Source organism: Psychromarinibacter sediminicola (assembly GCF_029168335.1).
Classification (GTDB): Bacteria; Pseudomonadota; Alphaproteobacteria; order Rhodobacterales; family Rhodobacteraceae; genus Psychromarinibacter; species Psychromarinibacter sediminicola.
In genome coordinates this window covers 1-22866 of the sequence record NZ_JARGYC010000002.1, presented here as the reverse complement: position 1 = coordinate 22866, position 22866 = coordinate 1, and the positions used below count along the sequence as shown (strand labels likewise).

The window sequence follows — 22866 nt, the reverse complement described above, 5'->3', positions numbered from 1 at the left end:
ACCTCAGAGTGTGACCAGGAACAGGACGATCATCGGGAACATGAACAACAGCGCGATATGGATCAGGTCGGCGATGACGAAGGGGATGATCCCCTTGAAGATCGTCGTCAGCGGCACGTCCGGCGCGATGCCCGACATCACGTAGACGGTGATGCCAATGGGCGGCGTGATCATCGCGACCTCCATGGCGCGGACCACGAGAATGCCGAACCAGATCGGGTCGACTCCCAGCGCCTGCACGATGGGAAAGAAGATCGGCACGGTCAGCGCCATCATCCCCGCGGTGTCCAGCACCATGCCCAGGAAGAAGTAGATCACCATGATCACCAGCACCACGCCCCAGGCGGGGAAGGCCAGCGACTGCACGAAGTCGGTGATCGCGTAGGGGATGTTGGTCAGCGCCACGAAGCCGTTCAGCATGAACGCCATGATCAGGATCGTGAAGATGAACCCGCTGGTGGTCAGCGTCGAGACCACGGCGTCGCGGAACTGCGGCCAGGACAGCCGCCCGCGCAGCACGGTGATCAGGATCGCGCCGCCCGAGCCGATGGCCGCCGCCTCGGTCGGGGTGAACCAGCCGATCATCAGCCCGCCGAGGACCAGGACGATCAGGAGCGTGATCTCGCCCACCTTCAGAAAGGCGCGCAACCGCTCGCGCATCGACGCCTTCGGCGCGGGCGGCCCCAGCTTGGGGTCGCGCCAGCACATCAGCGCGATGACCATGACATAGACGAAGGCTTCCAGGATGCCGGGGATCAGCCCGGCCAGGAACAGCTTGCCGATCGAGCTTTCGGTCAGGATGCCGTAGATGATCAGGATGCCCGAGGGTGGGATCAGCGAGCCGATGGTGCCGCCCGCCGCGATGCAGCCCGTGGCGAGCTTGGGCGAGTACTTGTAGCGCTTCATCTCGGGCAGCGCGACGAGGCCGAAGGTGGCCGCCGTGGCGATGGACGAGGCCGAGACGGCGGCGAAGCCGGCACAGCCGAAGACCGTCGCCATCGCCAGCCCGCCGGGCCGGTGCCCCAGCCAGCGCGCGGCAAGATCGTAGAGATCCTTGCCGATGCCCGACTTGAAGGTGACCTGCGCCATCAGCAGGAACAGCGGCAGCACGCCGAAGGTGAAGTTGGACAGAAGCTCGAACACGACCGAGGCCATGCGGTTGGTCACCGCCGTCCACGAGGTCATGTACCAGAAGCCGCCGAACCCCACGATCCCCATGGCGAAGGCGATGGGCATCCTGAGCGCGATCAGCCCGAACAGGATGATGAAGCCGATCAGGCCGGCGATCTCCGGCGACAGCATCTCAGCGGTCCTCCGGGTCGGAGGCGCCGTGGTGGCCGGCCTCGTCGGTGGCGTGGCCCGCGATCCAGCGCCAGGTATACCAGGCCAGCATCAGCGTGACGGCGCCAAGCCCGACGACCGTCACCCAGCGGAAGGGCACGATGTTGATGCGCAGGACGTCGGTGATCTCGCCGCGCCCGGTCAGCGACAGCGCCATGCGATAGGCGGACCAGGTCACGGTGGCCCAGAAGGCCACGGCCATCAGCCCCAGCACGATGCGCAGCGCGCGCCGGACCCCGTGCGAGAACCGGTCGTAGATCAGCCGCACGTCCACATGCGCCTGCTGCACCGTGGCCATGAAGATCGCCATGGTGATGGTGAGGATCGTGAAGGTCTCGGCCACCTCGTAGCTGCCCTGGAAGGTGCCGCCGAACCAGCGGTAGATCACCGTTCCGCCCACCACGAGCATCAGGCCCAGAAGCCCGATGGACCCTACGATCTGGGTTCCCAGATACACCCATCCTGCCAGCCGGCGCAGCATGTGCATGGCCGCACTCCCTTCCCCGTTCCGTGTCGTCGAATGGCCCGGCCCCGCGGCGGGACCGGGCCGTCAGCGCTCAGCCTTCGCCGTCGGCGGCGAGGATTTCCTTGGACCATTTCGCCATGTCGTTCATGATCTCGGTCCCCGGCAGGCCCTTGGCGTCGAGCTCTTCGGCGCGCGCGCTCCAGACCTTGTTCTGCGCGGCCAGCACGGCGTCGAGCGTCTCCTGGTCGGGTTCGATGAACTCGACGCCCTGCTCCATGCCGTAGGCCTTGCCCTCCTCGTCCTGCGCGGCGGCGAACTTGTCGACCTGTTCGGCCCAGTAGATCCGGTTCTCCGTCAGGATCGCCTGGATGTCCTCGGGCAGCGCGTTCCAGCTGTCGATGTTCATCGCGCGCGAGCCATAGGCGGACCGGGGCATCGGGATCGTGGTGTAGTAATTGATCACCTCGGCGAACTTGAAGCCGATCAGCGTTTCATAGGGCGCGACCGTGCCGTCGAGGATGCCCTTCTGCAGCGCGACGTAGACCTCGCCCATCGGCATCGCCACGGCCGCGGCCCCCAGCTCGTTCAGCACGGTGACGGATTCGCCGGTGGCCTTCAGCCGCAGGCCGTCCAGATCCGCCACCGACCGCACCGCGCGGTCCGCCGTCTGGATGTGCATGTTGTCGCCGGCATGGGCCGCGATCAGGTGGATGCTGTCGTATTCGTCGCGCAGCGCCTCGTACTTGTCCCAGATGCGCCAGAACAGCTCGACCTTCTGCACCGGGTTCAGCCGCGGGTCGAGCCAGCCGGACATCGACTTGGTGATGTCCTTGCCCGTGCGGCTGTAGATCGGCGCGATGAAGGCCATGTCCGCCACGCCCGAGGCCAGCTGGTCCATCCCCTCGCGGTCGGAGATCAGCGTGCCGGCCCAGTAGGGCTGAAACGCCACCCGGCCGCCGGATTCCTCTTCGACCTTCTTGAAGTATTCCTGATCGGCCTGCGAGAAGATGTGGTTCGGCGGGTAGGGCGAGGCGTAACGGATCGTGTAGTCGGCGGCGCTCGCGGCGGTGCCCATCGCCGCCGTCAGGGCCAGCGCCGCGAAGCCGCGGCGGGTCAGTTCAAGGATTGGCATGTCTTCCTCCCTATTGTGGCCGGCTGCGCCGGCGCTCTTGTCGGAAGCCGTCTCCTCCCGGCTTCCCTCGCTGCGGCGCGGATCAGCCCGCGCCGGATTCCCGTGCCCTGCGCCGCGCGGCGCCCGGCGCCACGCGGGTCTCGATGAACTCCGCCACGCGCGCCCGCGCCGCGGCGCCGTCCCAGCCGCGCGCGTCGACCATGCTGGCCTTCAGCTCGACCACCGGCAGCCCCGCCGCCTCGCAGCGGTTGATCGTGCCGCGGGTGCCGTAGGCCTGGAGCCGGTCGCCCACCGGGGTCAGCATCACCGCCCCGTCGGCGCGGAAATCCTCGGCCATCTGCAGGATCCAGTCGGCCATCCACGGGTTCGTGTGCAGCTGTTCGTTCATCGAGATGTGCCGCGCCGCGAGCGCGCGCATCGGGTCGTCGCCGTACTTGCGATAGCCGTCCGACAGGAAGTTCGTGTACATCGTCCAGACGAACACCGCGCCGTGGCTCTCCTCGAAGGCGCGGTAGAACTGGGTGTCGTGCCAGAGCCCGTTGTTCAGCCACAAAAGCCGGATGTTCTCGTCGTCGCAGACGGCGCCGCCCGCCTGCGCATGCGCCTGCACCTCGTCGCGGTAGCGGCGGACGTGGTCGGTGGCCCATTGGTCGCCGCGGAACCATGTGGGCGTCATGATGTTCTGCAGCTGCTCGGGCACCGAGACGGGCAGCTTCGGCGCCGCGGCCAGGACCCGTTTCGCCGCGTCCGCGGCCTCGCCCAGTTCGTTGACCCGCTGCATCTGCCGGGCGAACACGTCCCGGTCGAAGCGGCGGCCCAGGCGCGCCTCGGCGAAGGTCACCAGCCCCTCCAGCTGCGCCACCTGGAAATCCAGCCGCTCGGTGCCGTAGAGCGTCTCCCAGTCGGTCTGCCCCCGCTCCCACCACCGCGGGTCCAGCGCCTCGGGCGAGGAGGCGTCGATGACGTAGAGCGGGCAGTCCAGCGCCTTCGCCCACAGTTCCATCACCCGCTGCCCGGCATCGCCCCGGAGCCGCGCCATCAGGAAGGCCGGCTTCGGCAGGCCGCCATAGGGCGCGACGTCGGGGTCGCCATGCAGGGTGGAGGCCAGCGGCAGCGAGACGTAGCGGGGCAGCCCGGCGTGGTAGCCCTGATCCTCCAGAAAGTCGAAATAGGTTGCCGACAGCCGCTTTGCCGAGATCACGGCGGAGTACCACGGCACCGACACGACCGGCACGCCCATCGCGTGGCAGATCTCGTGCGGCGCCACGCCGTCGGCGATGACATAGGGCTCGCCCTCGTCGAACACCCGCTGCCGCAGGTCCGACAGCCAGCGCCGGCGCCAGTCCCGCGCGTCCCGCGTGCAGGCGAGCGCGTCGTCGGCGTGCAGGTCGCGCGGGCGTTCGGTCATCGGGCGGCCTCCCGCTGCGGCAGGGCGGCCAGAAACGGCGACACCGCCGCGGCCTGTGCGGCGCGGTCGGGCCGGCGATAGCTCTGTTCCTTCAGGAACATGACCGGGATACCGCGCTCTCGCAGCAGGTCGCGCTGGGTGGGATAGTCGAAGCCCAGCGTGTCGTCATGCGCTTCGGTGAAGAAGATCGCGCCGTCCGGCCGGCTCCGCTCGGCGGCCTGCAACAGCCGACGGTCGCCTTTCTCGCGCGGGAAGCTGCGCGGCGAGGGCGCGTGCCGGTGGTAGTGCAGCAGCAGCGCCTGCATAGGGTCGCCGGGGCCGACCGGGTCCAGAAACCACCAGTCGCCGCTCGCGTGATCGTCGCCGGCGATCGTGGCGCCCATGGCCTCCACCAGCCGGTGGAAGCCGTCGTCGTCGTGCCCGCTGCCGGTCAGCAGCAGGCGGGGGCCGTCGCGCTCCGGCAGGGTCCGCGTCGCCGCGAGACCCTGCTCCGCAGCCGCGCGGAACCGGCCCGGCGCCATGACGGTGGCGGCGTGGGCGATCCGCAGCATCTGCGTGCCCGTCAGCCGCGGCCGGTCCTGCACCCGCAGCGCGTTCAGCGCGGAGAGCGCCTGGCGCACCCCGTTCGCCTCGTGGATCGCGGTCGCCACGTCCGCGTCGGCGATCGGTCGCCCCGACAGGGCCTCCAGCCGCGCTTTCAGGCGGTCCAGCCGGCCGGCATTGTACCGCGCCGTCGCCTCGTGGGGCGTATGCAGGATGTCGAACAGGATCGGCTCGGGCCGCCCGGCGAGCCCGTCGGTGCGGACGATTTCCCGCATATGGTAGTAGAGCTGCAAAAGCCCCTCGGACGAGCGCGGCACGACGAGCGCGGCGAGGTGGTTCAGCCGGCCGTCGAGCCATCTCTGGAACACCGACAGCACGGCGCCGTCGATCACCGGTTCCATGTGGTGCAGCGCGTCGGGCGTGGCGTCGGCGGGGGAGCCGGTCACCTGCTGTGCGAAAAACCCGGCGGCGCGGATCAGCTCGACGGGGACCGTATTGGCCAGATACCCCACGGCCGCGCCCCACGCCCTCGCCTCGGCACCGGGGTCGGCCCAGGCCGCGTCGAAGGGCGCGAAGGCGGTCATTCCACCGCCTCCCGCAGCACCGCCTGGTCCCGTCCCGGTTCGCCGGCGGGGCGCGGCCGGGCCGGCGGCAGTCCCGCGATCCGCACCGGGCGCCCGGGAAGCACCGCGAGCCCCTCGGTCAGCGCCCCGCGCGCATGGTGATGCGGCTCGCGCAGGGCCTCGGCGGGCGACAGCACCGGCGCGATCTGGAGATCGTGGAGCGCCGCCAGATCCTCCCATTCCGCCCGCGTTCGGGTGGCATAGAGACGGTTCAGCTCCGCCAGCAGCCCCGGCCGGTCGCCGCCGGCGAATCGTGGCTTCAGGTCGGGCCGGTCCACCGCGTCGCAGAAGCGGTCCCAGAAGGCGCGTTCCATGTTGGTGGCCACCACGTGGCCGCCATCCGCCGTTTCGAACACCGCGTTGTCGGCGATCGGATGGTCCAGCGGCGGCGCCTCTCCGGTCCGCTGCATCCGGCCGAAGACCGACGCCATCAGCGCCAGGGCCGAGTCGCTCATCGCCGCGTCCAGGACGGCGCCCGTCCCGGTCTCGGCCCGCCGCCACAGCGCGACCATGACGGCAAAGGCGGTATGCGCCGCGGTCAGCATGTCGGCGGGCGGAAACCCCGGAAGGTGCGGCGCCGGGCCCATGCGCGACAGCGCGCCGGACAGGGCCAGCGCCAGCGGATCGTGCCCCGCCGCACCGGCGCGCGGCCCGGTCGTGCCGGTGGCGGAGATCGCGGCATAGACCAGCCGGGGGTTCGCGTCCCGGCAGGTTTCCGGCGTCAGCCCCGCCGTCGCTATGGTCGCCGCGCGGTAGTCGTGGATCAGCACATCCGCCCCGCGCACCAGCCGCAGCACCTCTGCCCGGCCCTCGCCCGAGAAGATGTCGACGAGAACCTGCGCCTTGTTCCGCCCGGTGACATCCGCGGCCCGCGCCCGGTCGCGCGCCGCGGCGTCCATCCCGTCGATCCCTTGCGCCCGGTCCCGCGCGGCGGCGTGGCGCGGCGTCTCGATCCGGATGACCCTTGCCCCGTAGTCCCCCAGCAGCGCCGCCGCCTGCGGGCCGGGCAGGTAGCGCGAGAGGTCGAGCACGGTCAGACCGGAGAGCGGCATCAGATCGCCCCCTCCGCCCGCAGCCGTTCCAGATCCGCGGCGGACCGGCCCAGCGCGCCATAGACCCGCGCGTTGTCCTGCCCCGGCGCGGGGGCGGGGCCGGTCGGGCCGGGCTGCTCCGCCGAGGTCTTGAACGGGTAGGCCGGGATCGGCAGCGTGGCGTCTCCGAAGCGCGCCTCGGTCCAGTAGCCGCGCGCCGCCAGTTGCGGCTGTGCGGCGGCCTCCGACAGGTCGAGGAATCCGATCAGGATCCACCCCTTCTCGCGCGCCATCTCTTCCAGTTCCGCCCGCGTATAGAGCTCGAAGAACGGCGCGACCGCCGCCTCCAGCGCGTCGAGGCGGGCCTGGTCCATGTCGGCGGGCAGCTCCTGGGCGAAGTCGTGGTCGCGCCAATCCAGCGCGATCCCCATTTCGTTTGCTGCGTCGAAGAACGACCGCGCCCGCCTGGGGTCGTCGCTGGCCGACCACGTCACCCAGCCGTCGCGGCAGCGCCAGACGTTGGAGGTGAAGCCGCCCCGCCCGCGCCGCGCCGTGTTGCCGCGGCGGGTTTCCACCGCCTGCTCGAACTCCCAGCGTAGCGGTTCGCGGTAGTTGGCCAGCCGCGCGGCGTCCAGCACCGAGACGTCCACGTGCTGCCCCAGCCCGTCGGCGCCCCGGGCATAGAGCGCTATCAGCGTGCCCAGCGCCGCCTGCAGCCCGCCCAGCGAGCCGATCTGGTCGAAGCCAAGCCGCAGCGGCGGCATCTCGGCGAAGCCGGTCACCGCCATCAGCCCCGACAGTGCCATCACCGTCGTGTCCGTCGCCGCGTTGCCGGCGCGCGGGCCGTCCTGGCCGAACGCCGTCAGCGAGGTGACGATCAGCCCGGGATGCCGTGCGATCAGGGCCTGCGGCGCCAGGTCCAGCGCTGCGAGATGCCGCGGCGGGAAGCTCTCCAGCACGACGTCGGCGCCGGCCAGAAGCTCCAGGAACAGCGCGCGCCCGTCCGGCTGCGCAAGGTCCGCCGTGACGGCCTGCTTCGACAGGTTGAACGCCGCCCAGGGCAGCGACACGCCATGGGCGACCGGCGCGCGCGTCCGCGCCGGCTCGCCGCCCGGCGGCTCGACCCGGATCACCTCGGCCCCCATCTGCGCCAGCAGCATGCCCGCAAGGCCGCTCCAGTCGCCGCCCAGCTCCAGCACGCGGATCGGGCCGAGCAGGCTCATTGCAGCACCCCGTCGGCCTGAAGCGTCTCTATATCGTCCCGGGTCAGGCCGAGCACATGGCGCAGGACGTCCCCGGTATCGGCCCCGAGCAGCGGCGCAGCGCCTACCCGCGACGGGGTCCGCGACATCCGGAACGCCGGCGCGACATGGCGCACCTGTCCCATCGCGGGATGTTCGATCCGGTCGGCGATGTGGCGATGTTCGAGCTGCGGATCCTCGCTGACCTCCCGGCCGTCCTGCACCCGCCCGGCGGGGATGCCGGCGGCCAGCAGAGCCGTCTCCGCCGCGTCGCGGCTGCGCTGCCGGGTCCAGTCGGCCACCAGGGTCTCCGCCCGCTCCGGCGCGGCCAGCCGGCCCGCCACCGTCGCGAGCGCCGGGTCCGTGTCCAGCCCGGCCAGGTCCAGGAAGGCCTGCCACTCTGCGTCCGTCCGGATCGACACGGCGACCCATGCGTCGTCGCCCGCGCAGGGAAACACCCCGTTCGGCGCGCACCAGGTCTCGCGGTTGCCGATCGCGCCCTGCTTGAGGCCCGCCGCCTCCGCCAGCAGCGCCGGCGACAGAAGCTGCATCATCGATTCCAGCTGGCAGCAGTCGACGAACAGCCCCTTGCCGGTCCGGCGCCGGTGGTCCAGCGCCGCGACCATGGCGACGGCCCCGAAAAGCGGCGTGGCCACGTCGCCGAAGGCATAGTTCGTCAGATGCGGCGGCCCGCCCGGGAACCCCGTCACGAAGGACTGGCCCGACGTCGCGGCGGCGGAGTTCCCGAACCCCCGATAGGCGGCCAGCGGCCCGGTCCGCCCGGCGATCGAGATCGACACCATCACCAGGTCGGGCCGCTCCGCCGACAGCGTCTCCCAGCCCAGGCCCAGCCGGTCGAGGAAGCCGTGCCCGAAATTCTCCACCACCATGTCCGAGGCCAGCGCGAGGCGCTTGGCGATCTCCACCCCGCGCGGTTCGGAGAGGTTGATCGTGACCGACTTCTTCGAAGTGTTCGACATCACGAAGAAGGCGCTGTTGTCGGGCCCGTCGCCGTTCACGAAGGGCGGTATGCGGCGCGACGGGTCCAGCCGGGCGCGCGATTCGATCTTGATGACCTCGGCGCCATGGTCGGCCAGTTCCTTGGTGGCCCGCGGCCCGGCACCGACCCAGGAGAAATCGCAGACCCGCACGCCGGCCAGCGCCCCCGGCGCCTTTGCCTGCGTCTCGGGCTGCGCGCGGTTCATGCGGCCGAGCCCCCGCGGCCCAGCCGCGCGCCGATGGCGGCGCAGCCCTCGACCACCTCGGCAATGGCTCGGGCGCGCAATTCGTCGTTCATCCGGCCCGACGGGACCGACACGCCCATCGCCGCCACGACCTCGCCGCGCCGCCCGAAGACCGGGCCGGCGAACCCGACCGAGCCGGACCAGCTGCCCGGACCGAACTGGAAATGCTGCTCGTGATAGCCGCGCTCGCGGACCTTCTGCAGCTGGGCGCGGAACGCGCCGATGTCGAAGTCGGGAAACGCCTCGCGCGTCTTCGGCATCAGCCGTTCGACGATCGCCTCGGCCTCCGCCTCGGGCAGGGCGGACATGATCGCCAGCGACGGGGCGCCGAAGGTCAGCAGCTTGTGCTCTCCCATCGCGATGACCCGGCGGATCGGCTGGTTCGCCACCAGCTGGTCGATGTCCACCCGGTAGTCGCCCGACCGGACCGACAGCGCCACGGTCTCGTTCAGGCGGTCGCGGATCTCCTTCATCACCGGGCGCGCCCAGTCGGCGATGCCGCTGCCGGCCTTCGCCACCTCGGCCATCGCGATCAGCTCGTAGCCCAGCGAGTACTGACCTGTCTCGTCGTCGCGGATCACCAGCCCGGAATGCGCCAGCGTCGACAGCAGCCGCAGCACGGTCGAGCGGTGCAGCCCGGTGGCGCGCGACAGCTGCGCCAGCGTCATGTGCGGCGCGCCCACGCTGAACGCCTGCAGAACCGAGATCGCCCGGTCGAGCACGTTGACCTTGTAGGCCGGCCCGTCGCCGGTGCGGTCGCTGCCGTCCATGCGGCTCCTCCCTGTCGTGTGTTTCATTCTATGAAACAACGTCTTATCTCTTGCAACAAAGCGTAGGCGGCGATTAATCTCCTGTCAATCGACGAGCCGAAATGGCCGAGAGCCGGGGAGGAGAGAATGTTCGATGCCGCGTCCACCGCGCTGCTGCATGGCGTCCGGGTCGTGGACCTGACCCACGCGCTGGCCGGGCCGCTCTGCACCCATCAGCTCCATTGCCACGGCGCCGAGGTGATCAAGGTCGAGCCGCCGGGCCGCGGCGACGATTTCCGCGCGCGTCCCTTCGGGCGGTTCGACTGCATCAACGGCGGCAAGAAGTCGGTGACGCTGAACCTGAAGTCGGCCGAGGCGCGGGCGGTCCTGGCGCGGATGATGGCGGAGGCGGATGTGGTGGTGGAGAACTTCCGCCCCGGCGTCGCCGCCGCGTTCGGGCTGGACTGGGAGGCGATGAAGGCCGCCAATCCGCGGCTGATCTACTGTTCGATTTCCGGCTTCGGACAGTCCGGCCCGATGCGCGACATGCCCGCCATCGAGTGGTCGGCGCAGTCGGTGTCGGGCATCGCCGACGCCTATCTGTCCGACAATGACGACGCGATGGATCTCGGCATCGGGATGCTGGACCCCGGCACCGGCTTCATGGCGTTCTCGGCCATCGTCGCCGCGCTGTACCGGCGGACCCAGACCGGCGAGGGCGGGCGGATCGACGTGGCGATGATCGACACCGCCTTCCTGCTGGGCGCCAACGCCATCGCCGCGGCCCTGCTGGGCGGGCCGGTCAGCCTGGGCCGCCGCCCCACGATGGCACGCTATCGCACGAAGGAGGGGCGCATCTTCATCGCCTCGCTGCACCCGCGCTGGTTCGACCGGCTCTGTCGGCTGATCGACGCGCCGGACTTGCCGGAGGATCCGCGCTTTGCCGACCACGAGGCGCGCGAGGCGAACGCGGAGGCGCTCGTCGCGGCGCTGGAGGAGAAGCTCGCCGCGAAGACGGCGCTGGACTGGGAGGCGCTGCTGGTCGCCGAGGGCATCCCCGCGGGCGCCTGCCGGAGCTTCACCGAATTCGCCGCGACCGAGCACGCGCAACAGCGCGGCCTGACCGAGACCTTCGGCACCGAGACGGGCGAGATCGAGGCCGTCGGCGCCGCCTTCCGGCTGGACGGCTCGCCGACCGGCGTGCGCGGCCCGACGCCGGCGCTCGGGGCCTCGACCGACGAGGTGCTGGCGGAGCTGGGCTATGACGCCGACGCCATCGCCCGGATGCGCGGCGCGGGCGCGATTTGATGGCGGCGCGCGACGACCTGCACGCGGCCTATGCCGCCCGTTTCGACCTGCCCGCCGAGCGTGGCGCCTGCATCGGCTGCATCACCCAGACGGTGCCGCTGGAACTGGTCCTCGCCGCCGGCCTGCGCCCCGTCCGCCTGTTTCCCGACCCCTCGCGCCCGCCGACCCGCGGCGACCGCTACATGGAGGCGGAGATCGACGGCGAGGTGCGCTCGCTCTTCGACCGCATGGTCGCGGGTGCCTTCGCGGGCCTGCCGCTGGTGCTGCTGCCGCGTATGTCCGAGCCGCATCTGCAGCTGCATTATTACCTGGCCGAGGTCCGGACATGGGAGCCGGAGGCCGACATCCCGCCGGTGCAGTTGGTGGACATCATGCAGACCGCCTTCTGGTCCACCGGCCGCTATGTCCGCGCCCGGCTGGTGGAACTGGCCGATCGCCTCGGCGGGATCGGTGAGCCCGTCACGGAGGACGCGCTACGCGCGGCGATCCACACGGTCAACCGGATGCGCGAGCGCCTCCAGGCCCTGAACGCCTTGCGCCGCGAGAGCCGGTTGAAGGGCAGCGACCTCTACCGCGCCACGGCCCTGTTCGGCGCGCTGTCGCCCGGCGAGTTCCTGTCGCTGACCGAGGCGCTTGCCGCCGATCCCGGCCCGAAGGCCGGCGACGCGCCCCGTCTCATGCTGTCGGGCTGCCAGCAGGACGATCCGTCGCTCTACGAGCTGATCGAGGCCGAGGGCGTCCATGTCGCCGCCGACGACCATGTGACCGGCGAGCGTGTCTTCGCCCATCTCGTGGACCCGGCGGCCGATCCGTACGACGCCTTGGCCGAGCATTACCAGCTTCACGCCCCGGGTCTGCGGCAATACCCGCAGAAGACCCTGGACGACCGTTTCCTCGCCATCTGCCGAGACGCGCGGGTCGACGCCGACCTCTGCGTGCTGAACGCGGGCGACGATACGCTGGGCTGGGACTGGCCCGGGCGCCGCGACCGGCTGCGCGAGATGGGAATTCCCTCGCGCCTGCTGATCGCGCAGGACGACTTCCGCCCGGACCGCGCGGCGCAGACATCGGCGCTCGCGGCTTTGCTGCAGGACGCCAGGGAGGGCGCGGCATGAGTGTCGCCGAAGAGCCGCTCGCCGTCACGGCCGAGGCCCGCGCGAAACAGAAGGCGTGGTTCCAGGGCTTCCGCGCCCGGGTGATGGAGCAGGGCGAGACATATGTCATCGCCTCCGCCGTCAGCCCGCACGAGATCTTTCACACGATGGACGTGCCCGTCGTCTCGATCCCGTGGTATTCCGCCGTCATCAGCGCCAAGCAGCAGTCGCCCTACTACTTCTCGCTGATGGACGAGATGGGCTTTCACGACGGCCTGCCGCGCTACAACACGCTGCCCTACTTCTCCACCGTCGACAACGACCCCGAGCGCGCGCCCTATGGCGGCCTGCCGAAGCCGGCGATGATCCTGGAACGGCTGCGGTCGGACTATGCACAGCGGGTGGCGGAGCTCTGGGCCGGCGAATATGGCTGTCCCGCCTTCGTCCTCGACAGTCCGGCGCTGACCCGCCTTCGGCCCGGCTGGTTCGACCGGGCGCAGCACGACTGGGAGGACCTGTACGAAACGCATCGGCTGGATTTCCAGGTCGAGCAGCTCAAGGCCCTGATCCGCGCCGCCGAGGATGCGACGGGCAAGGTCTTCTCCCACACCCGGTTCACCCGGGAGATGCACAACGTGAACCGCCTGGGCGAGCTGATCGCCGAGACCCGCGACATCATCGCCCGCACGGCGCCGCTGCCGGTGCCGCTGTCGGAACAGCTGACCAACGTCATGGCCTGCACCTGGCAGCGCGGCAGCCAGTGGGCCATCGACCATGCCACCAAGTACCGCGACGAGGTGAAGGCGCGGGCCGAGGCGGGCGTCGGTATCTGCGGCGACGAGCGGGTGCGGCTTCTGTGGCTGAACAACGGGCTGTGGTTCAACACCGGCTTCTACCGCTATTTCGAGGAGAGCCACGGCGCCGTGTTCGTCTGGTCGATGTATTCCAACTTCCTCTCGGACGGCTACCGCAAGTATTTCACCGACGATCCGCTGCGCGCGCTGGCGGCCCGGCACATCTCGATGAACGAGCAGCTGCACCTGCCGGGCTGGATGGCCGAATGGATCGTCAAGCAGGCGCGCGACTTCGGCGCGCACGGGGCGGTGATGCTGACGCCCGACAGCGACCGCATGGCCTCGATGGGCACCAGGTTCTGCAAGCTGGCGCTGGAGGCGGCGGGGATTCCGGTGCTGGAAATCCGCGCCTCGGCCGTCGACGCCCGGCAATGGGACGACGACGCGCAGCGGGCGCGGGTGGCCGCCTTCATCGAAGAGCGGGTCGCCGCGTGAGTGACGCGCCCCGGTTCGGCTGGCTGACCGGCGCCACCGACGACGCCTCGCGTAGCGCGCGCCGGAAATGGGCCGTCGTCGGCAGCTCGGGGCTGCTGACCGGCATGGGGCACGGTTTCGTGCAGGTGGCGGTGTCGGCCCTGCTGAAACCCATCGCGGCAGAGCTGGAGATGAGCCGCGCGGGCGTGTCCTCGGCCATCTCGCTGGGCCGGCTGGTGGGCGGGGCCACGTCGCTGGCGGCGGGGCATTCGGTCGACCGCTTCGGCGCGCGCGTGGTGGTGGTCGCGGGGACGCTGGTGATCGCCCTGGGGCTTTTTCTGACGGCGCTGGTGACCGGGCCGCTGGGGCTCTACCTGTCCTGGGGCGTCGTCGTGTCGGCCGGCACGGCCTTTGCCTTCACCGTGGCGATGGACCGGACGGTCGTCGCCCATGCCACCAGCGGCCGCGGCGTCGCCCTGGCGATCCGGTTCACGATCGTCGCGCTGGTGACCACGGCGCAGCTTCCCGTCATCGTCTGGCTGATCACCAGCTTCGGCTGGCGCAGCGCCTGTTCGGTCTGGGCGGTGCTGCTGCTCTGCACCCTGCCGCTGCCGCTTCTGCTGTTCGAGACGGGTGCGGCGACGCGCGCCGGGGGCGCCGCGCCGGAGCCTTCGATGACCCTGCGCGACGCGATGCGGACGCGGGGCTACTGGGTCATCGCCTTCGCCTACATGTCCACCGCCGGCACCATCGCGGGCGTCTCGGTGCATGCCATCCCGATGCTGACCGACCGCGGCTGGACCGTGGCCGGGGCCGGCGGGGTCGTGGGGCTGTTGATCCTGCTGTCGATCCCGGCGCGGCTGCTCACCGGGTTCTATTCCGACCGGCTGCCACCCTTCGCCCTGCCGCGCGTGCTGGGGGCGGTGCTGGTCGCGCTCAGCCTGACGCTGTTCGCCGACGCGGTCCTGCGCAGCGACGGCACCGTGCTGACGATGATGCTGGCCAAGGGGGTGGCGACGGGCGTGCCCACGGTGATGATCCTGATGATCGCCGTGGCGCAGTTCGGCCAGGCGAGCATGGGGGCGATCCAGGGAAGCTTCATGTTCCTGCAGGTCCCCGGCACCATGGCCGGCCCCATCGTCGCCGGCTGGGTCCACGACACGACCGGCACTTACGCGCTGGCCATCGCCGGGTTCGGCGCCTTCCTGTTCGCCGCCGGCATCGCCCTGCAATTCGCCATACCGAGGCCGCGATGACTGCCTATCCCGACCTGAAGATCCTCGACTTCTCCCGCCTTCTGCCCGGCCCCTACTGCACCTGGCTGCTGTCCGAGATGGGGGCGCAGGTGACCCGCATCGAGAACCCGCGCGAGATTGCCAAGCAGGCGAAGGTGTTCGGCTGGGACAGGCTGGATGCCGTCGGCCGCGCGCGGATGCGGGCGCAGGACATGCTGGCGCGGAACAAGCAGTCCTTGCGGCTGGATATCGGGCATGCGCGGGCGCGCGAGGTCGTGCGGCGGCTGGTGGCCGGCATGGACGTTGTGGTCGAGGATTACCGGCCCGGCGTTCTGGCGCGGCTGGGGCTGGGGCATGACGATCTGGCCGAGGTGAACCCGCGGCTCGTCACCTGTTCGATCACGCTATGCGGCCAGACCGGGCCGTATCGCGAGCGGGCGGGGCACGACCCGCTGGCACTGGCGGTCTCCGGCGCGATGAGCCGGGCGGGGGACCGGGCGGAGCGGCCGTCGTCGCTGGGCCTGGCCGCGGCGGACGTGCTGACCGGGACCAACGCGGCGCTCGCGGTGACGGCGGCGCTGGCAGAGCGCGCGCGGACGGGCACGGGCCGGCACCTGGACATCGCGATGTCGGATACGGCGATGTGCCTGAACGCCAACGTGATCGCGCGGCACCCGGACCCCGACGACATTCCGGCGCGGGGGAAGCGCCGGGTGGATTGCGGCATCTGGGAGACCAAGGACGGCGGGTTCATCGCCACCTCGGACATGGAGCCCGCCTATTGGGAGCGGTTCTGCCGGCTCGCGGGGCGGCCCGACTGGGTGCCGCTGCAGATCGACCCGGCGGCGCGCGACGGGATCGCCGAGGAGATCGCGGCGCTGTTCCGGACCCGCACCCGGGCCGAGTGGGAAACGGTGCTGGCCGAGGCGGGGACGCAGTTCGCCCCCGTCCTGAGCGTGGCCGAAGCCTTCGAGGATCCGCACAACCGGGCCCGCGGCATGGTGCGCGAGGTCGCGGCCGGGGGCGAGGCGATCCGGCAATTGTCCCTGCCGCTCGGGCCGGGCCTCGCGCGGGACGGGACGGACCGGGCGGCCGTGCTGCCGGGCACCGACCGCGACGCCGTCCTAGGTGCGGCCGGCATGACCGAGGCGGAGATCGCGGAGCTGGAGGCGGAGGGGGTCTTCGGCTAGCGGCCGGGCGTCAGCCGTGCTCCTTCAGCAGCCGCTGCTTTTGCCGGTTCCAGTCGCGCTTGGCCGCCGTCTCGCGCTTGTCGGCGATCTTCTTGCCCTTGGCGATGCCGATCTTCAGCTTGGCGATGCCGCGATGGTTGAAGTACAGCACCAGCGGCACCAGCGTCAGCCCCTTGCGCTGGGTCTCGGACCACAGCCGCGCCAGTTCCTTCTTCGACACCAGCAGCTTGCGCTTGCGCCGCTCGTCGTGGCCGAAGGTCTTTGCCTGCTTGTAGGGCGCGATATAGCCGTTCACCAGCCACAGCTCGCCGTCCTCCACCGCCGCATAGCTCTCGGCGATGTTGGCCTGGCCCTCGCGCAGCGACTTCACCTCGGAGCCTTCCAGGACGATGCCGCATTCCAGGTCGTCCTCGATGGCATAGTCGAAGCGCGCGCGCCGGTTCTCGGCGACGACCTTGTAGTTGGGGTTGTCCTTCGGTTTGGCCATGGCGACCACGAAATAGGCGGATCGGCCGCATCTGTCCAGTGGCCCGACACGTCTTGGCGGGTTGACCGCGCCGGGCGGGCGCGGAACATGCGGCGCCATGGTTCTGCAGATCGCCATCGGCACCGTCCTGATCCTGATCACCACGCTGGCGGCCGGGCTCGCCTTCCTGGGGCTGGAGCAGGTGTTGATCCGCCGCGGCTACTGGTTCGTGCGCCGGCCGCACGCGCCGAAGCTGCTCGCGCTGATGGGGCTGGCGGTGGTGGCCGTGCTGGGGATCGTGACCGTGGCGGTCTGGGTCTGGGCCTTCGTCTTCCTGTGGCTGGAGATCTTCATCACGCTGGAGGCGTCGGTCTATTTCTCGATCGTCGCCTTCACCACGCTGGGCTTCGGCGACATCCTGCTGCCGCAGGACTGGCGTCTGCTGGCGGGGATGGCGGCGGTGAACGGTCTTTTGATGATCGGCCTGCTGGGCGCGATCCTCGTCGAGGTGCTGCGCCGCGTGCGGATCATCCAGTCCGAGGGGCGCGACCGGCTGGGGTGAGCGGCGACGGCGCGAGCGCCGACGCGCCCCCACCCGGCCGCGCTTTGGTCGGCTGCCGGCCCGGAGGCCGGCCTTATCAGTTGATCAGCCCGGCATGGACCATGCCGTCGCGCACCATCGCCTTGGTGCTGTCGGCCAGCTCGGTCAGCGGCGAGCGGACGCTGTCGTCGCACATGCCCAGCACCGACAGGCCGTATTTGGCGCCGCACAGCCCCGGCTCGGTGAAGATCGCCTTGTGCAGCGGCATCAGCCGGTCCTGCAGGGTCAGCGCCGTGGCATAGTCGTTGGCCAGGCAGGCCTCCTGCAGCTCGGCGCAGAGCTTGGGCGCCACGTTCGCCGTCACCGAGATGCAGCCGACGCCGCCCTGGGCGTTGAAGCCGTGGGCGGTGGCGTCCTCGCCCGAGATCTGGATGAAGTCGGCGCCGCAGGTGATCCGCTGCCAGGACACCCGCGCCAGGTCGCCGGTGGCGTCCTTCACCCCGATGATGCGCGGCAGCTTCGCCAGTTCGCCCATCGTGTCGGGCAGCATGTCGATCGCCGAGCGGCCGGGGATGTTGTAGATGACGATCGGCAGGTCGCAGCAGTCGTGCAGCGCCTTGAAATGGGCGTAGAGCCCGCGCTGCGTCGGCTTGTTGTAATAGGGCGTGACCACCAGCGCGGCATCGGCGCCGACGCTTTCGGCGTGGCGCATGAAGCGGATCGCCTCGTCGGTGTTGTTCGACCCGGCGCCGGCGATCACCGGCACGCGGCCGCCGGCGGCCTTCACCACCTCTTCCACGACCATCTCGTGTTCCTGGTGCGACAGGGTCGGGCTTTCGCCCGTGGTGCCGACGGGGACCAGCCCGTGGCTGCCCTGGTCGATCTGCCAGTCCACGAGGCGTTTGAGCGCATCCAGATCAACCGAGCCGTCCTTCGCGTACGGCGTCACCAGAGCGGGCATGGACCCCTTGATCATGATGCGCATCCTTTTTCTCGTGGCTCCTCCTCACCCGCGCGGGCCGGGCGCGGTATGGTCGGGCGCGGTATGGTCCGGACCCTAGGCGTTGTCCGGCCAGTTGCCAAGTTTGTGTGTTTTACAAGGGCCCGCGGCCCGCTACCCTTTGGTGCGGGTTGCGTCAAGGGCCGTGAATCATGAGACGTAAAGGTTTGATCGCCGCGCTGGCGGGGCTGACACTTGTTGCGGCGCCGGCCGCCGCGCAGGAGAACATGCGCCCGCCGCCGCGACCGGGGACGGGCGAGGTCGTGGCCTCCACCTCCGCCGAGCCGGAGACGCCGGCGACCGAGCTGGCGGTCGAGGCGAGCGCGCGTGTTCCGGCGCCGCGGCCGGAGGATCTGTTGCAGGGCCACGAGTTGCGGCTCGCGCTGGCGGCCGCGGCGCGGGGCGACTGGGACATCGCGGCGGCGCTGGCCGAGCAGCGCGGCCCGGCGGCCGCGGATATCGTGGAGTGGCAGCGGCTGCGCCGGGGACGCGGGGAGTTCGCGGACTATCTGGCATTCCTGTCGGAGAACGGGAACTGGCCGGGGCTGGCGCTGTTGCGCCGGCGCGGCGAGTCGTCGATTCCCGAAGGCGCCGCCCCGGCGGACGTGCTTGCCTATTTCGCGGCGCAGCCGCCGCAGACCGGACACGGCGCGCTGCGCCTGGCCGAGGCGCTGGCGGCGTCGGGACGGACCGACGACGCGGAGACCACCGTGCTGCGCGCCTGGCGCGAGCTGGAGATGGGGGCGACCGAGGAAGCGGCGATCCTGGACGCCTACGGCGACACGGTCGCGCCGGCCCATGCGGCGCGGCTGGACCTGCTGCTGTGGCGCGGCGACCGGAGCGGGGTGCTCCGCGCGATGGCGCGGGTCGACGCGGGCCGGAAGGCGCTGGCCGAGGCGCGTATCGCGCTGCAGCGCGAAGAGGCCGGCGTCGACGCGGCGATCGAGGCGGTGCCGGAGGCGCTGCGCGACCATGGCGGGCTGGCCTATGACCGGATGATCTGGCGGATCGAGAAGCGGCGCCGCGACGAGGCGGCCGACCTGATCATCTCGCAGAGCACCAGCGCCGAGCGGCTGGGCCGGCCGCAGGAATGGGCCGAATGGCGCCGGGTTCTGGCGCGGCAGGAGATGCGCGCAGGGAACGGGCAGCGAGCCTACGACCTGGCCGCGAACCACCACATCGAGAAGACGGACGACTTCTACCCCTATGCCGATCTGGAATGGCTGGCGGGCTACCTGGCGCTGACCTACCTGGACGATCCGGAAACGGCGCTGGCGCATTTCCGGCGGCACACGGCGGTGGTCGACACGCCGATCAGCCTGAGCCGCGGGCATTACTGGGAGGGCCGCGCGCTGGCGGCGATGGGCGATGCCGAGGCGGCGATGGCGGCCTGGCAGCGCGGCGCGGTGCATCAGACAGCCTTTTACGGGCAGTTATCCGCGGAGAAGGCGGGCGTGCCGCTCGACCCCGCGCTGACCGGGCGCGCGGAGCCGCCGGACTGGCGCGAGGCGGGGTTCGTGGACTCCTCGGTCTTCGCGGCGGCGGTGCTGTGGTTCGACGCGGGCGAGCGGTGGGAGACGGTGCGCTTCCTGTCGCATCTGGCCGAGAGCACGCCGGTCGAGGAGCTGGAGGCGCTGGGCGAGTTCGCGCTGTCGCTGGGCGACCCGTTCGTCGCGGTCCGGGTGTCCAAGCAGATCGTGCGCGAGGGGGCGGTGCCGATCCGCGCCTATTTCCCGCTGCAGGATCTGGGCGTCGACCTGCCGGTCGAGGAGGCGCTGGCGCTGGCCGTCGCGCGGCGCGAGAGCGAGTTCAACGTCGCCGCCGTCAGCCCGGCGGGCGCGCGCGGGCTGATGCAGCTGATGCCGGGGACCGCGCGGCTGGTCTCGGGGCAGCTGGGACTGGCCTATCGGCTGGGGGCGCTGACCACGGATGCGGTGTATAACGCGACCCTGGGGAGCGCCTATCTGGCGGATCTGATCGAGGAATTCGGGCCGAACTATGCGCTGGTTTCGGCTGGGTACAATGCCGGGCCGGGGCGGCCGCGGCGTTGGGTCGAGCTGTACGGCGACCCGCGCGATCCGGGGACCGATCCGGTGGACTGGGTGGAGCATATCCCGTTCCGCGAGACGCGGAACTATGTGATGCGGGTCACCGAGAGCGTGCCGGTCTACCGCGCGCGGCTGACCGGCGAGGTCGGCGCGGTGGGGCTGACGGAGCTTCTGACGGCCCGGTAGCGCCGCGCCTACGGGGCCGCCCCGCCGCCCACCCGCGGCCCCGCAGGCGCGGCGCGAGAGGGGACGGGGCATCGTGGGGTGGTGCGGGCGGATTTGCGTATTTGGAACGAGAAGAAGCCCTGGGGTGGTGCGATGGTTCGGCCGCCGGCGCGCGGGTCAGGCGGTCGACGGGTGGCTGACGCGGCCGCCGCCGACCGGGGCGGCGACGCCGGTGGTGCCGGGGGCGGTCGTGGGCAGGCCGCGCAGGACACGGGTGGCGAGGTAGGCGAAGGCCTGCGCCTCCAGGAGGTCGCCGTCGAGACCGGCGGCCTCCACCGGCTCGACCGGGCAGGGCAGGGCGGCGGCGAGGCCGGCCATCATCGCGCCGTTGAATCGGCCGCCGCCGGTGACGAGGAGGCGGGCCGGCGGCGACGGGCAATGTTCCATCCCGCGCGCGACGGCGGCGGTGGCGCAGGCCACGAGCGTGGCGGCGGCATCGGCGTCCGGCAGGTCGCGGACCTGTGGGACCAGGTCGGGAAAGGCGTTGCGGTCCAGCGACTTGGGCGGGATGCGCAGGAAATAGGCATGGTCGAGGAAGCGGGCGACGATGCGCGCCTCGGGCGTGCCGGAGGCGGCCAGCGCGCCGCCCTCGTCATGGGACGCACCGCGGCGGGCCAGCATCAGGTCGTTCAGCGGTGCGTTGGCGGGGCCGGTGTCGAAGGCGAGGCAGGCGCCGGGGATGTCGGGCCCCGGCTGCGCCGGGTCGAGCCAGGTCAGGTTGCCAACCCCGCCGAGGTTGAGAAAGGCCAAGGGCGCGTCGGCGCCGATGAAGCGGGCGGCGGCGAAATGGTAGAACGGCGCCAGCGGCGCGCCCTCGCCGCCCAGTTCCACGTCGGAGGAGCGGAAGTCCCAGACCACCGGCTTGCCCAGCGCCTCGGCCAGCAGGGCGCCGTTGCCGGCCTGGTGGGTGCCGCGGCCGCGGGGGTCGTGGGCCAGGGTCTGGCCGTGGAAGGCGACGAGCGCGGCCTCGGGGAACCGCGCCATCAACTCGGCATGGGCCGTCTCGACCACTTCGGCGGCCGCGTCGACGCCCGGCTCGCCCGGCCAGCACCCGAGGGCGGCGCGTAGCACCTCGCGCTCGGCCTCGGAATAGGGGCGGTAGCCGCCTTCGCCGATCTCGACGATGCGTTCGCCGTCGGTCAGGACCATGGCGGCATCGACCCCGTCCAGCGAGGTGCCCGACATCGTGCCGAGGGTCCAGACCGGTCCCACGATCTTCATGACCCGTTCTTCATGCCTTCCCCTTCACCGGCGCCGCGGTTATACCCGGCGCCGCACGACATCCACGATGGACCGAAACGCGATGACCTACCACCCGAAATCGGAGTTTCTGGGGGTGATGATCGAGCGGGGCTTCCTTGCCGATTGCACCGACCTCCAGGGCCTGGACGACGCGCTGATGGCGGGGGTCGTGCCCGCCTATATCGGCTATGACGCGACGGCGCATTCGCTGCATGTGGGGCATCTGCTGAACATCATGCTGCTGCGCTGGTACCAGAAATGCGGCCACAAGCCGATCACGCTGATGGGCGGCGGGACGACGAAAGTGGGCGATCCTTCGGGGCGCGACACCGAGCGCAGCCTGATGACGCCCGAGGCGATCGACGCCAATATCGAGGGGATCCGCCAGGTCTTTGCCAAGTACCTGACCTATGGCGACGGGCCGTCCGACGCGCTGATGCTGAACAACGCGGAGTGGCTGGACGACCTGAACTACCTGGAATTTCTGCGCGACATCGGGCGGCACTTCTCGATCAACCGGATGCTGTCCTTCGAGTCGGTGAAGTCGCGGCTGGACCGCGAGCAGTCGCTGTCGTTTCTGGAATTCAACTACATGATCCTGCAGGCCTACGACTTCCTGGAGCTGAACCGGCGCTATGGCTGCCGGCTGCAGATGGGCGGGTCGGACCAGTGGGGCAACATCGTCAACGGGATCGACCTGACGCGGCGGGTGCTGGACCAGGAGATCTTCGGCGCGACGACGCCGCTGCTGACCACCTCGGACGGGCGCAAGATGGGCAAGAGCGCGGGCGGCGCGATGTGGCTGAACGCCGACATGCTGAGCCCTTACGAGTTCTGGCAGTTCTGGCGGAACACCACGGATGCCGATGTGGGGCGGTTCGCCAAGCTCTATACCGAGCTGCCGGTGGCGGAATGCGAGCGGCTGGGCGCGCTGTCGGGCTCCGAAATCAACGCGGCGAAGGTGATCCTGGCCAACGAGGTGACCGCGCTGTGCCACGGCCGTGCGGCGGCGGAGGCCGCGGAGGCGACGGCGCGCGAGGTGTTCGAGAAGGGCGGCGTGGGCGACGACCTGCCGACGCTGGCGCTGTCGGCCGAGGAGGTGGGCGACGGGATATCCGTCGTGCAGCTGATCGTGCGGTCGGGGCTGGCGAAGTCGGGCAAGGAGGCCAAGCGGCTGATCGCGGATAACGGCGCGCGGCTGGACGATGCGCCGCTGACCGATGCCGGGCTGATGCTGGACGCCGCGGCGCTGGCGCAGCCGGTGAAGCTGTCGGCGGGCAGGAAGCGGCACGCGCTGGTGACGCTGGTCGAGTAGGCGGCCCTGGGCGCCGGACTATTGCGAATATTCCGGCCCGTCTTCTTTCAAAGAAAACGGGTCTAGAGCATTTCGGGGCAACCCTGAGTCGCGGGGGATTCCCTTGTGGGACTGTTTGTGATTCATCCTGTTCAGGAGGATGTTTCATGTCAGCAC

General features: G+C 70.8%; 20 protein-coding genes. 8 read left to right on the top strand and 12 right to left on the bottom strand.

What is annotated here, in order from left to right; all coding sequences use genetic code 11:
- Positions 1 to 3 precede the first annotated feature (3 nt).
- From P1J78_RS01030 to P1J78_RS00990, 9 genes are all read right to left on the bottom strand, one after another.
- On the bottom strand, positions 4 to 1302 hold the full coding sequence (locus tag P1J78_RS01030) for a TRAP transporter large permease (RefSeq protein WP_275565452.1): 1299 nt from the start codon (positions 1300 to 1302) through the stop codon (positions 4 to 6).
- Position 1303: 1 nt separating this feature from the next.
- Entirely contained in the window at positions 1304 to 1828 is a 525-nt protein-coding gene (locus P1J78_RS01025) for a TRAP transporter small permease (protein ID WP_275565451.1), read from the bottom strand.
- Positions 1829 to 1898: 70 nt separating this feature from the next.
- A complete protein-coding gene (gene dctP, locus P1J78_RS01020; RefSeq protein ID WP_275565450.1) occupies positions 1899 to 2939 on the bottom strand; it encodes a TRAP transporter substrate-binding protein DctP in 1041 nt (346 codons plus the stop codon).
- 82 nt (positions 2940 to 3021) lie between these two features.
- Positions 3022 to 4347, bottom strand: coding sequence for a 2-hydroxyacyl-CoA dehydratase family protein (locus P1J78_RS01015; RefSeq protein ID WP_275565449.1), 1326 nt, complete (start codon positions 4345 to 4347; stop codon positions 3022 to 3024).
- Positions 4344 to 5474, bottom strand: coding sequence for a 2-hydroxyacyl-CoA dehydratase subunit D (locus P1J78_RS01010; RefSeq protein WP_275565448.1), 1131 nt, complete (start codon positions 5472 to 5474; stop codon positions 4344 to 4346). The genes P1J78_RS01015 and P1J78_RS01010 overlap by 4 nt, the downstream gene beginning before the upstream one ends.
- Positions 5471 to 6565 (bottom strand): CaiB/BaiF CoA transferase family protein, encoded by a 1095-nt coding sequence (locus P1J78_RS01005; RefSeq protein ID WP_275565447.1) that lies wholly within the window; start codon positions 6563 to 6565, stop codon positions 5471 to 5473. The genes P1J78_RS01010 and P1J78_RS01005 overlap by 4 nt, the downstream gene beginning before the upstream one ends.
- A complete protein-coding gene (locus tag P1J78_RS01000) occupies positions 6565 to 7767 on the bottom strand; it encodes a CaiB/BaiF CoA transferase family protein (RefSeq protein ID WP_275565446.1) in 1203 nt (400 codons plus the stop codon). Before P1J78_RS01000 ends, P1J78_RS01005 begins: the two co-directional genes overlap by 1 nt.
- A complete protein-coding gene (locus P1J78_RS00995; RefSeq protein ID WP_275565445.1) occupies positions 7764 to 8990 on the bottom strand; it encodes a CaiB/BaiF CoA transferase family protein in 1227 nt (408 codons plus the stop codon). Before P1J78_RS00995 ends, P1J78_RS01000 begins: the two co-directional genes overlap by 4 nt.
- A complete protein-coding gene (locus tag P1J78_RS00990; protein WP_275565444.1) occupies positions 8987 to 9799 on the bottom strand; it encodes an IclR family transcriptional regulator in 813 nt (270 codons plus the stop codon). Before P1J78_RS00990 ends, P1J78_RS00995 begins: the two co-directional genes overlap by 4 nt.
- Positions 9800 to 9925: 126 nt before the next feature.
- Between P1J78_RS00990 and P1J78_RS00985 the strand changes: the two genes are divergently transcribed.
- From P1J78_RS00985 to P1J78_RS00965, 5 genes are read left to right on the top strand one after another with little or no spacing between them, the layout of a single operon-like run.
- A complete protein-coding gene (locus tag P1J78_RS00985; protein ID WP_275565443.1) occupies positions 9926 to 11086 on the top strand; it encodes a CaiB/BaiF CoA transferase family protein in 1161 nt (386 codons plus the stop codon).
- Positions 11086 to 12201 (top strand): 2-hydroxyacyl-CoA dehydratase family protein, encoded by a 1116-nt coding sequence (locus tag P1J78_RS00980; protein WP_275565442.1) that lies wholly within the window; start codon positions 11086 to 11088, stop codon positions 12199 to 12201. The genes P1J78_RS00985 and P1J78_RS00980 overlap by 1 nt, the downstream gene beginning before the upstream one ends.
- Positions 12198 to 13469 (top strand): 2-hydroxyacyl-CoA dehydratase family protein, encoded by a 1272-nt coding sequence (locus tag P1J78_RS00975; RefSeq protein ID WP_275565441.1) that lies wholly within the window; start codon positions 12198 to 12200, stop codon positions 13467 to 13469. The genes P1J78_RS00980 and P1J78_RS00975 overlap by 4 nt, the downstream gene beginning before the upstream one ends.
- Positions 13466 to 14704, top strand: a complete 1239-nt coding sequence (locus P1J78_RS00970) for an MFS transporter (RefSeq protein ID WP_275565440.1) — start codon at positions 13466 to 13468, stop codon at positions 14702 to 14704. The genes P1J78_RS00975 and P1J78_RS00970 overlap by 4 nt, the downstream gene beginning before the upstream one ends.
- Entirely contained in the window at positions 14701 to 15873 is a 1173-nt protein-coding gene (locus tag P1J78_RS00965; protein WP_275565439.1) for a CaiB/BaiF CoA transferase family protein, read from the top strand. The genes P1J78_RS00970 and P1J78_RS00965 overlap by 4 nt, the downstream gene beginning before the upstream one ends.
- A gap of 10 nt (positions 15874 to 15883) precedes the next feature.
- Here P1J78_RS00965 and smpB read toward each other — a convergent pair whose 3' ends face one another.
- On the bottom strand, positions 15884 to 16360 hold the full coding sequence (gene smpB, locus P1J78_RS00960; protein WP_275565438.1) for an SsrA-binding protein SmpB: 477 nt from the start codon (positions 16358 to 16360) through the stop codon (positions 15884 to 15886).
- 97 nt (positions 16361 to 16457) lie between these two features.
- Between smpB and P1J78_RS00955 the strand changes: the two genes are divergently transcribed.
- The gene (locus P1J78_RS00955; RefSeq protein WP_275565437.1) at positions 16458 to 16901 is read left to right on the top strand and encodes an ion channel; all 444 of its coding nucleotides are present in this window, start codon (positions 16458 to 16460) and stop codon (positions 16899 to 16901) included.
- A 76-nt stretch (positions 16902 to 16977) separates the two neighbouring features.
- Here the strand turns inward: P1J78_RS00955 and dapA are convergent, their stop codons facing one another.
- Positions 16978 to 17856 (bottom strand): 4-hydroxy-tetrahydrodipicolinate synthase, encoded by an 879-nt coding sequence (gene dapA, locus P1J78_RS00950; RefSeq protein ID WP_275565436.1) that lies wholly within the window; start codon positions 17854 to 17856, stop codon positions 16978 to 16980.
- Between the two features lie 176 nt (positions 17857 to 18032).
- On the opposite strand from dapA, the gene P1J78_RS00945 reads away from it, so the two are divergent.
- Positions 18033 to 20114 carry a lytic transglycosylase domain-containing protein gene (locus P1J78_RS00945; protein ID WP_275565435.1) on the top strand — a complete coding sequence of 694 codons (2082 nt, stop codon included), beginning with the start codon at positions 18033 to 18035 and terminating at the stop codon, positions 20112 to 20114.
- Positions 20115 to 20270: 156 nt separating this feature from the next.
- On the opposite strand, the gene P1J78_RS00940 is transcribed toward P1J78_RS00945, so the two are convergent.
- The gene (locus tag P1J78_RS00940; protein ID WP_275565434.1) at positions 20271 to 21374 is read right to left on the bottom strand and encodes an anhydro-N-acetylmuramic acid kinase; all 1104 of its coding nucleotides are present in this window, start codon (positions 21372 to 21374) and stop codon (positions 20271 to 20273) included.
- An 82-nt stretch (positions 21375 to 21456) separates the two neighbouring features.
- Between P1J78_RS00940 and tyrS the strand changes: the two genes are divergently transcribed.
- Positions 21457 to 22710, top strand: a complete 1254-nt coding sequence (gene tyrS, locus P1J78_RS00935; RefSeq protein WP_275565561.1) for a tyrosine--tRNA ligase — start codon at positions 21457 to 21459, stop codon at positions 22708 to 22710.
- Positions 22711 to 22866 lie beyond the last annotated feature (156 nt).

Bases quoted from the DNA above. Each gene is read 5' to 3' on its own strand.
- dapA (WP_275565436.1), bottom strand. From the start codon at position 17,856: ATGATCAAGGGGTCCATGCCCGCTCTGGTGACGCCGTACGCGAAGGAC.
- P1J78_RS00980 (WP_275565442.1), top strand. From the start codon at position 11,086: ATGGCGGCGCGCGACGACCTGCACGCGGCCTATGCCGCCCGTTTCGAC.
- P1J78_RS01005 (WP_275565447.1), bottom strand. From the start codon at position 6,565: ATGCCGCTCTCCGGTCTGACCGTGCTCGACCTCTCGCGCTACCTGCCC.
- P1J78_RS00940 (WP_275565434.1), bottom strand. From the start codon at position 21,374: ATGAAGATCGTGGGACCGGTCTGGACCCTCGGCACGATGTCGGGCACC.
- P1J78_RS00955 (WP_275565437.1), top strand. From the start codon at position 16,458: ATGGTTCTGCAGATCGCCATCGGCACCGTCCTGATCCTGATCACCACG.
- P1J78_RS00990 (WP_275565444.1), bottom strand. From the start codon at position 9,799: ATGGACGGCAGCGACCGCACCGGCGACGGGCCGGCCTACAAGGTCAAC.
- smpB (WP_275565438.1), bottom strand. From the start codon at position 16,360: ATGGCCAAACCGAAGGACAACCCCAACTACAAGGTCGTCGCCGAGAAC.
- P1J78_RS01025 (WP_275565451.1), bottom strand. From the start codon at position 1,828: ATGCACATGCTGCGCCGGCTGGCAGGATGGGTGTATCTGGGAACCCAG.
- dctP (WP_275565450.1), bottom strand. From the start codon at position 2,939: ATGCCAATCCTTGAACTGACCCGCCGCGGCTTCGCGGCGCTGGCCCTG.
- P1J78_RS00995 (WP_275565445.1), bottom strand. From the start codon at position 8,990: ATGAACCGCGCGCAGCCCGAGACGCAGGCAAAGGCGCCGGGGGCGCTG.
- P1J78_RS01010 (WP_275565448.1), bottom strand. From the start codon at position 5,474: ATGACCGCCTTCGCGCCCTTCGACGCGGCCTGGGCCGACCCCGGTGCC.
- P1J78_RS01000 (WP_275565446.1), bottom strand. From the start codon at position 7,767: ATGAGCCTGCTCGGCCCGATCCGCGTGCTGGAGCTGGGCGGCGACTGG.
- P1J78_RS00945 (WP_275565435.1), top strand. From the start codon at position 18,033: ATGAGACGTAAAGGTTTGATCGCCGCGCTGGCGGGGCTGACACTTGTT.
- P1J78_RS01015 (WP_275565449.1), bottom strand. From the start codon at position 4,347: ATGACCGAACGCCCGCGCGACCTGCACGCCGACGACGCGCTCGCCTGC.
- P1J78_RS00985 (WP_275565443.1), top strand. From the start codon at position 9,926: ATGTTCGATGCCGCGTCCACCGCGCTGCTGCATGGCGTCCGGGTCGTG.
- tyrS (WP_275565561.1), top strand. From the start codon at position 21,457: ATGACCTACCACCCGAAATCGGAGTTTCTGGGGGTGATGATCGAGCGG.
- P1J78_RS00965 (WP_275565439.1), top strand. From the start codon at position 14,701: ATGACTGCCTATCCCGACCTGAAGATCCTCGACTTCTCCCGCCTTCTG.
- P1J78_RS01030 (WP_275565452.1), bottom strand. From the start codon at position 1,302: ATGCTGTCGCCGGAGATCGCCGGCCTGATCGGCTTCATCATCCTGTTC.
- P1J78_RS00975 (WP_275565441.1), top strand. From the start codon at position 12,198: ATGAGTGTCGCCGAAGAGCCGCTCGCCGTCACGGCCGAGGCCCGCGCG.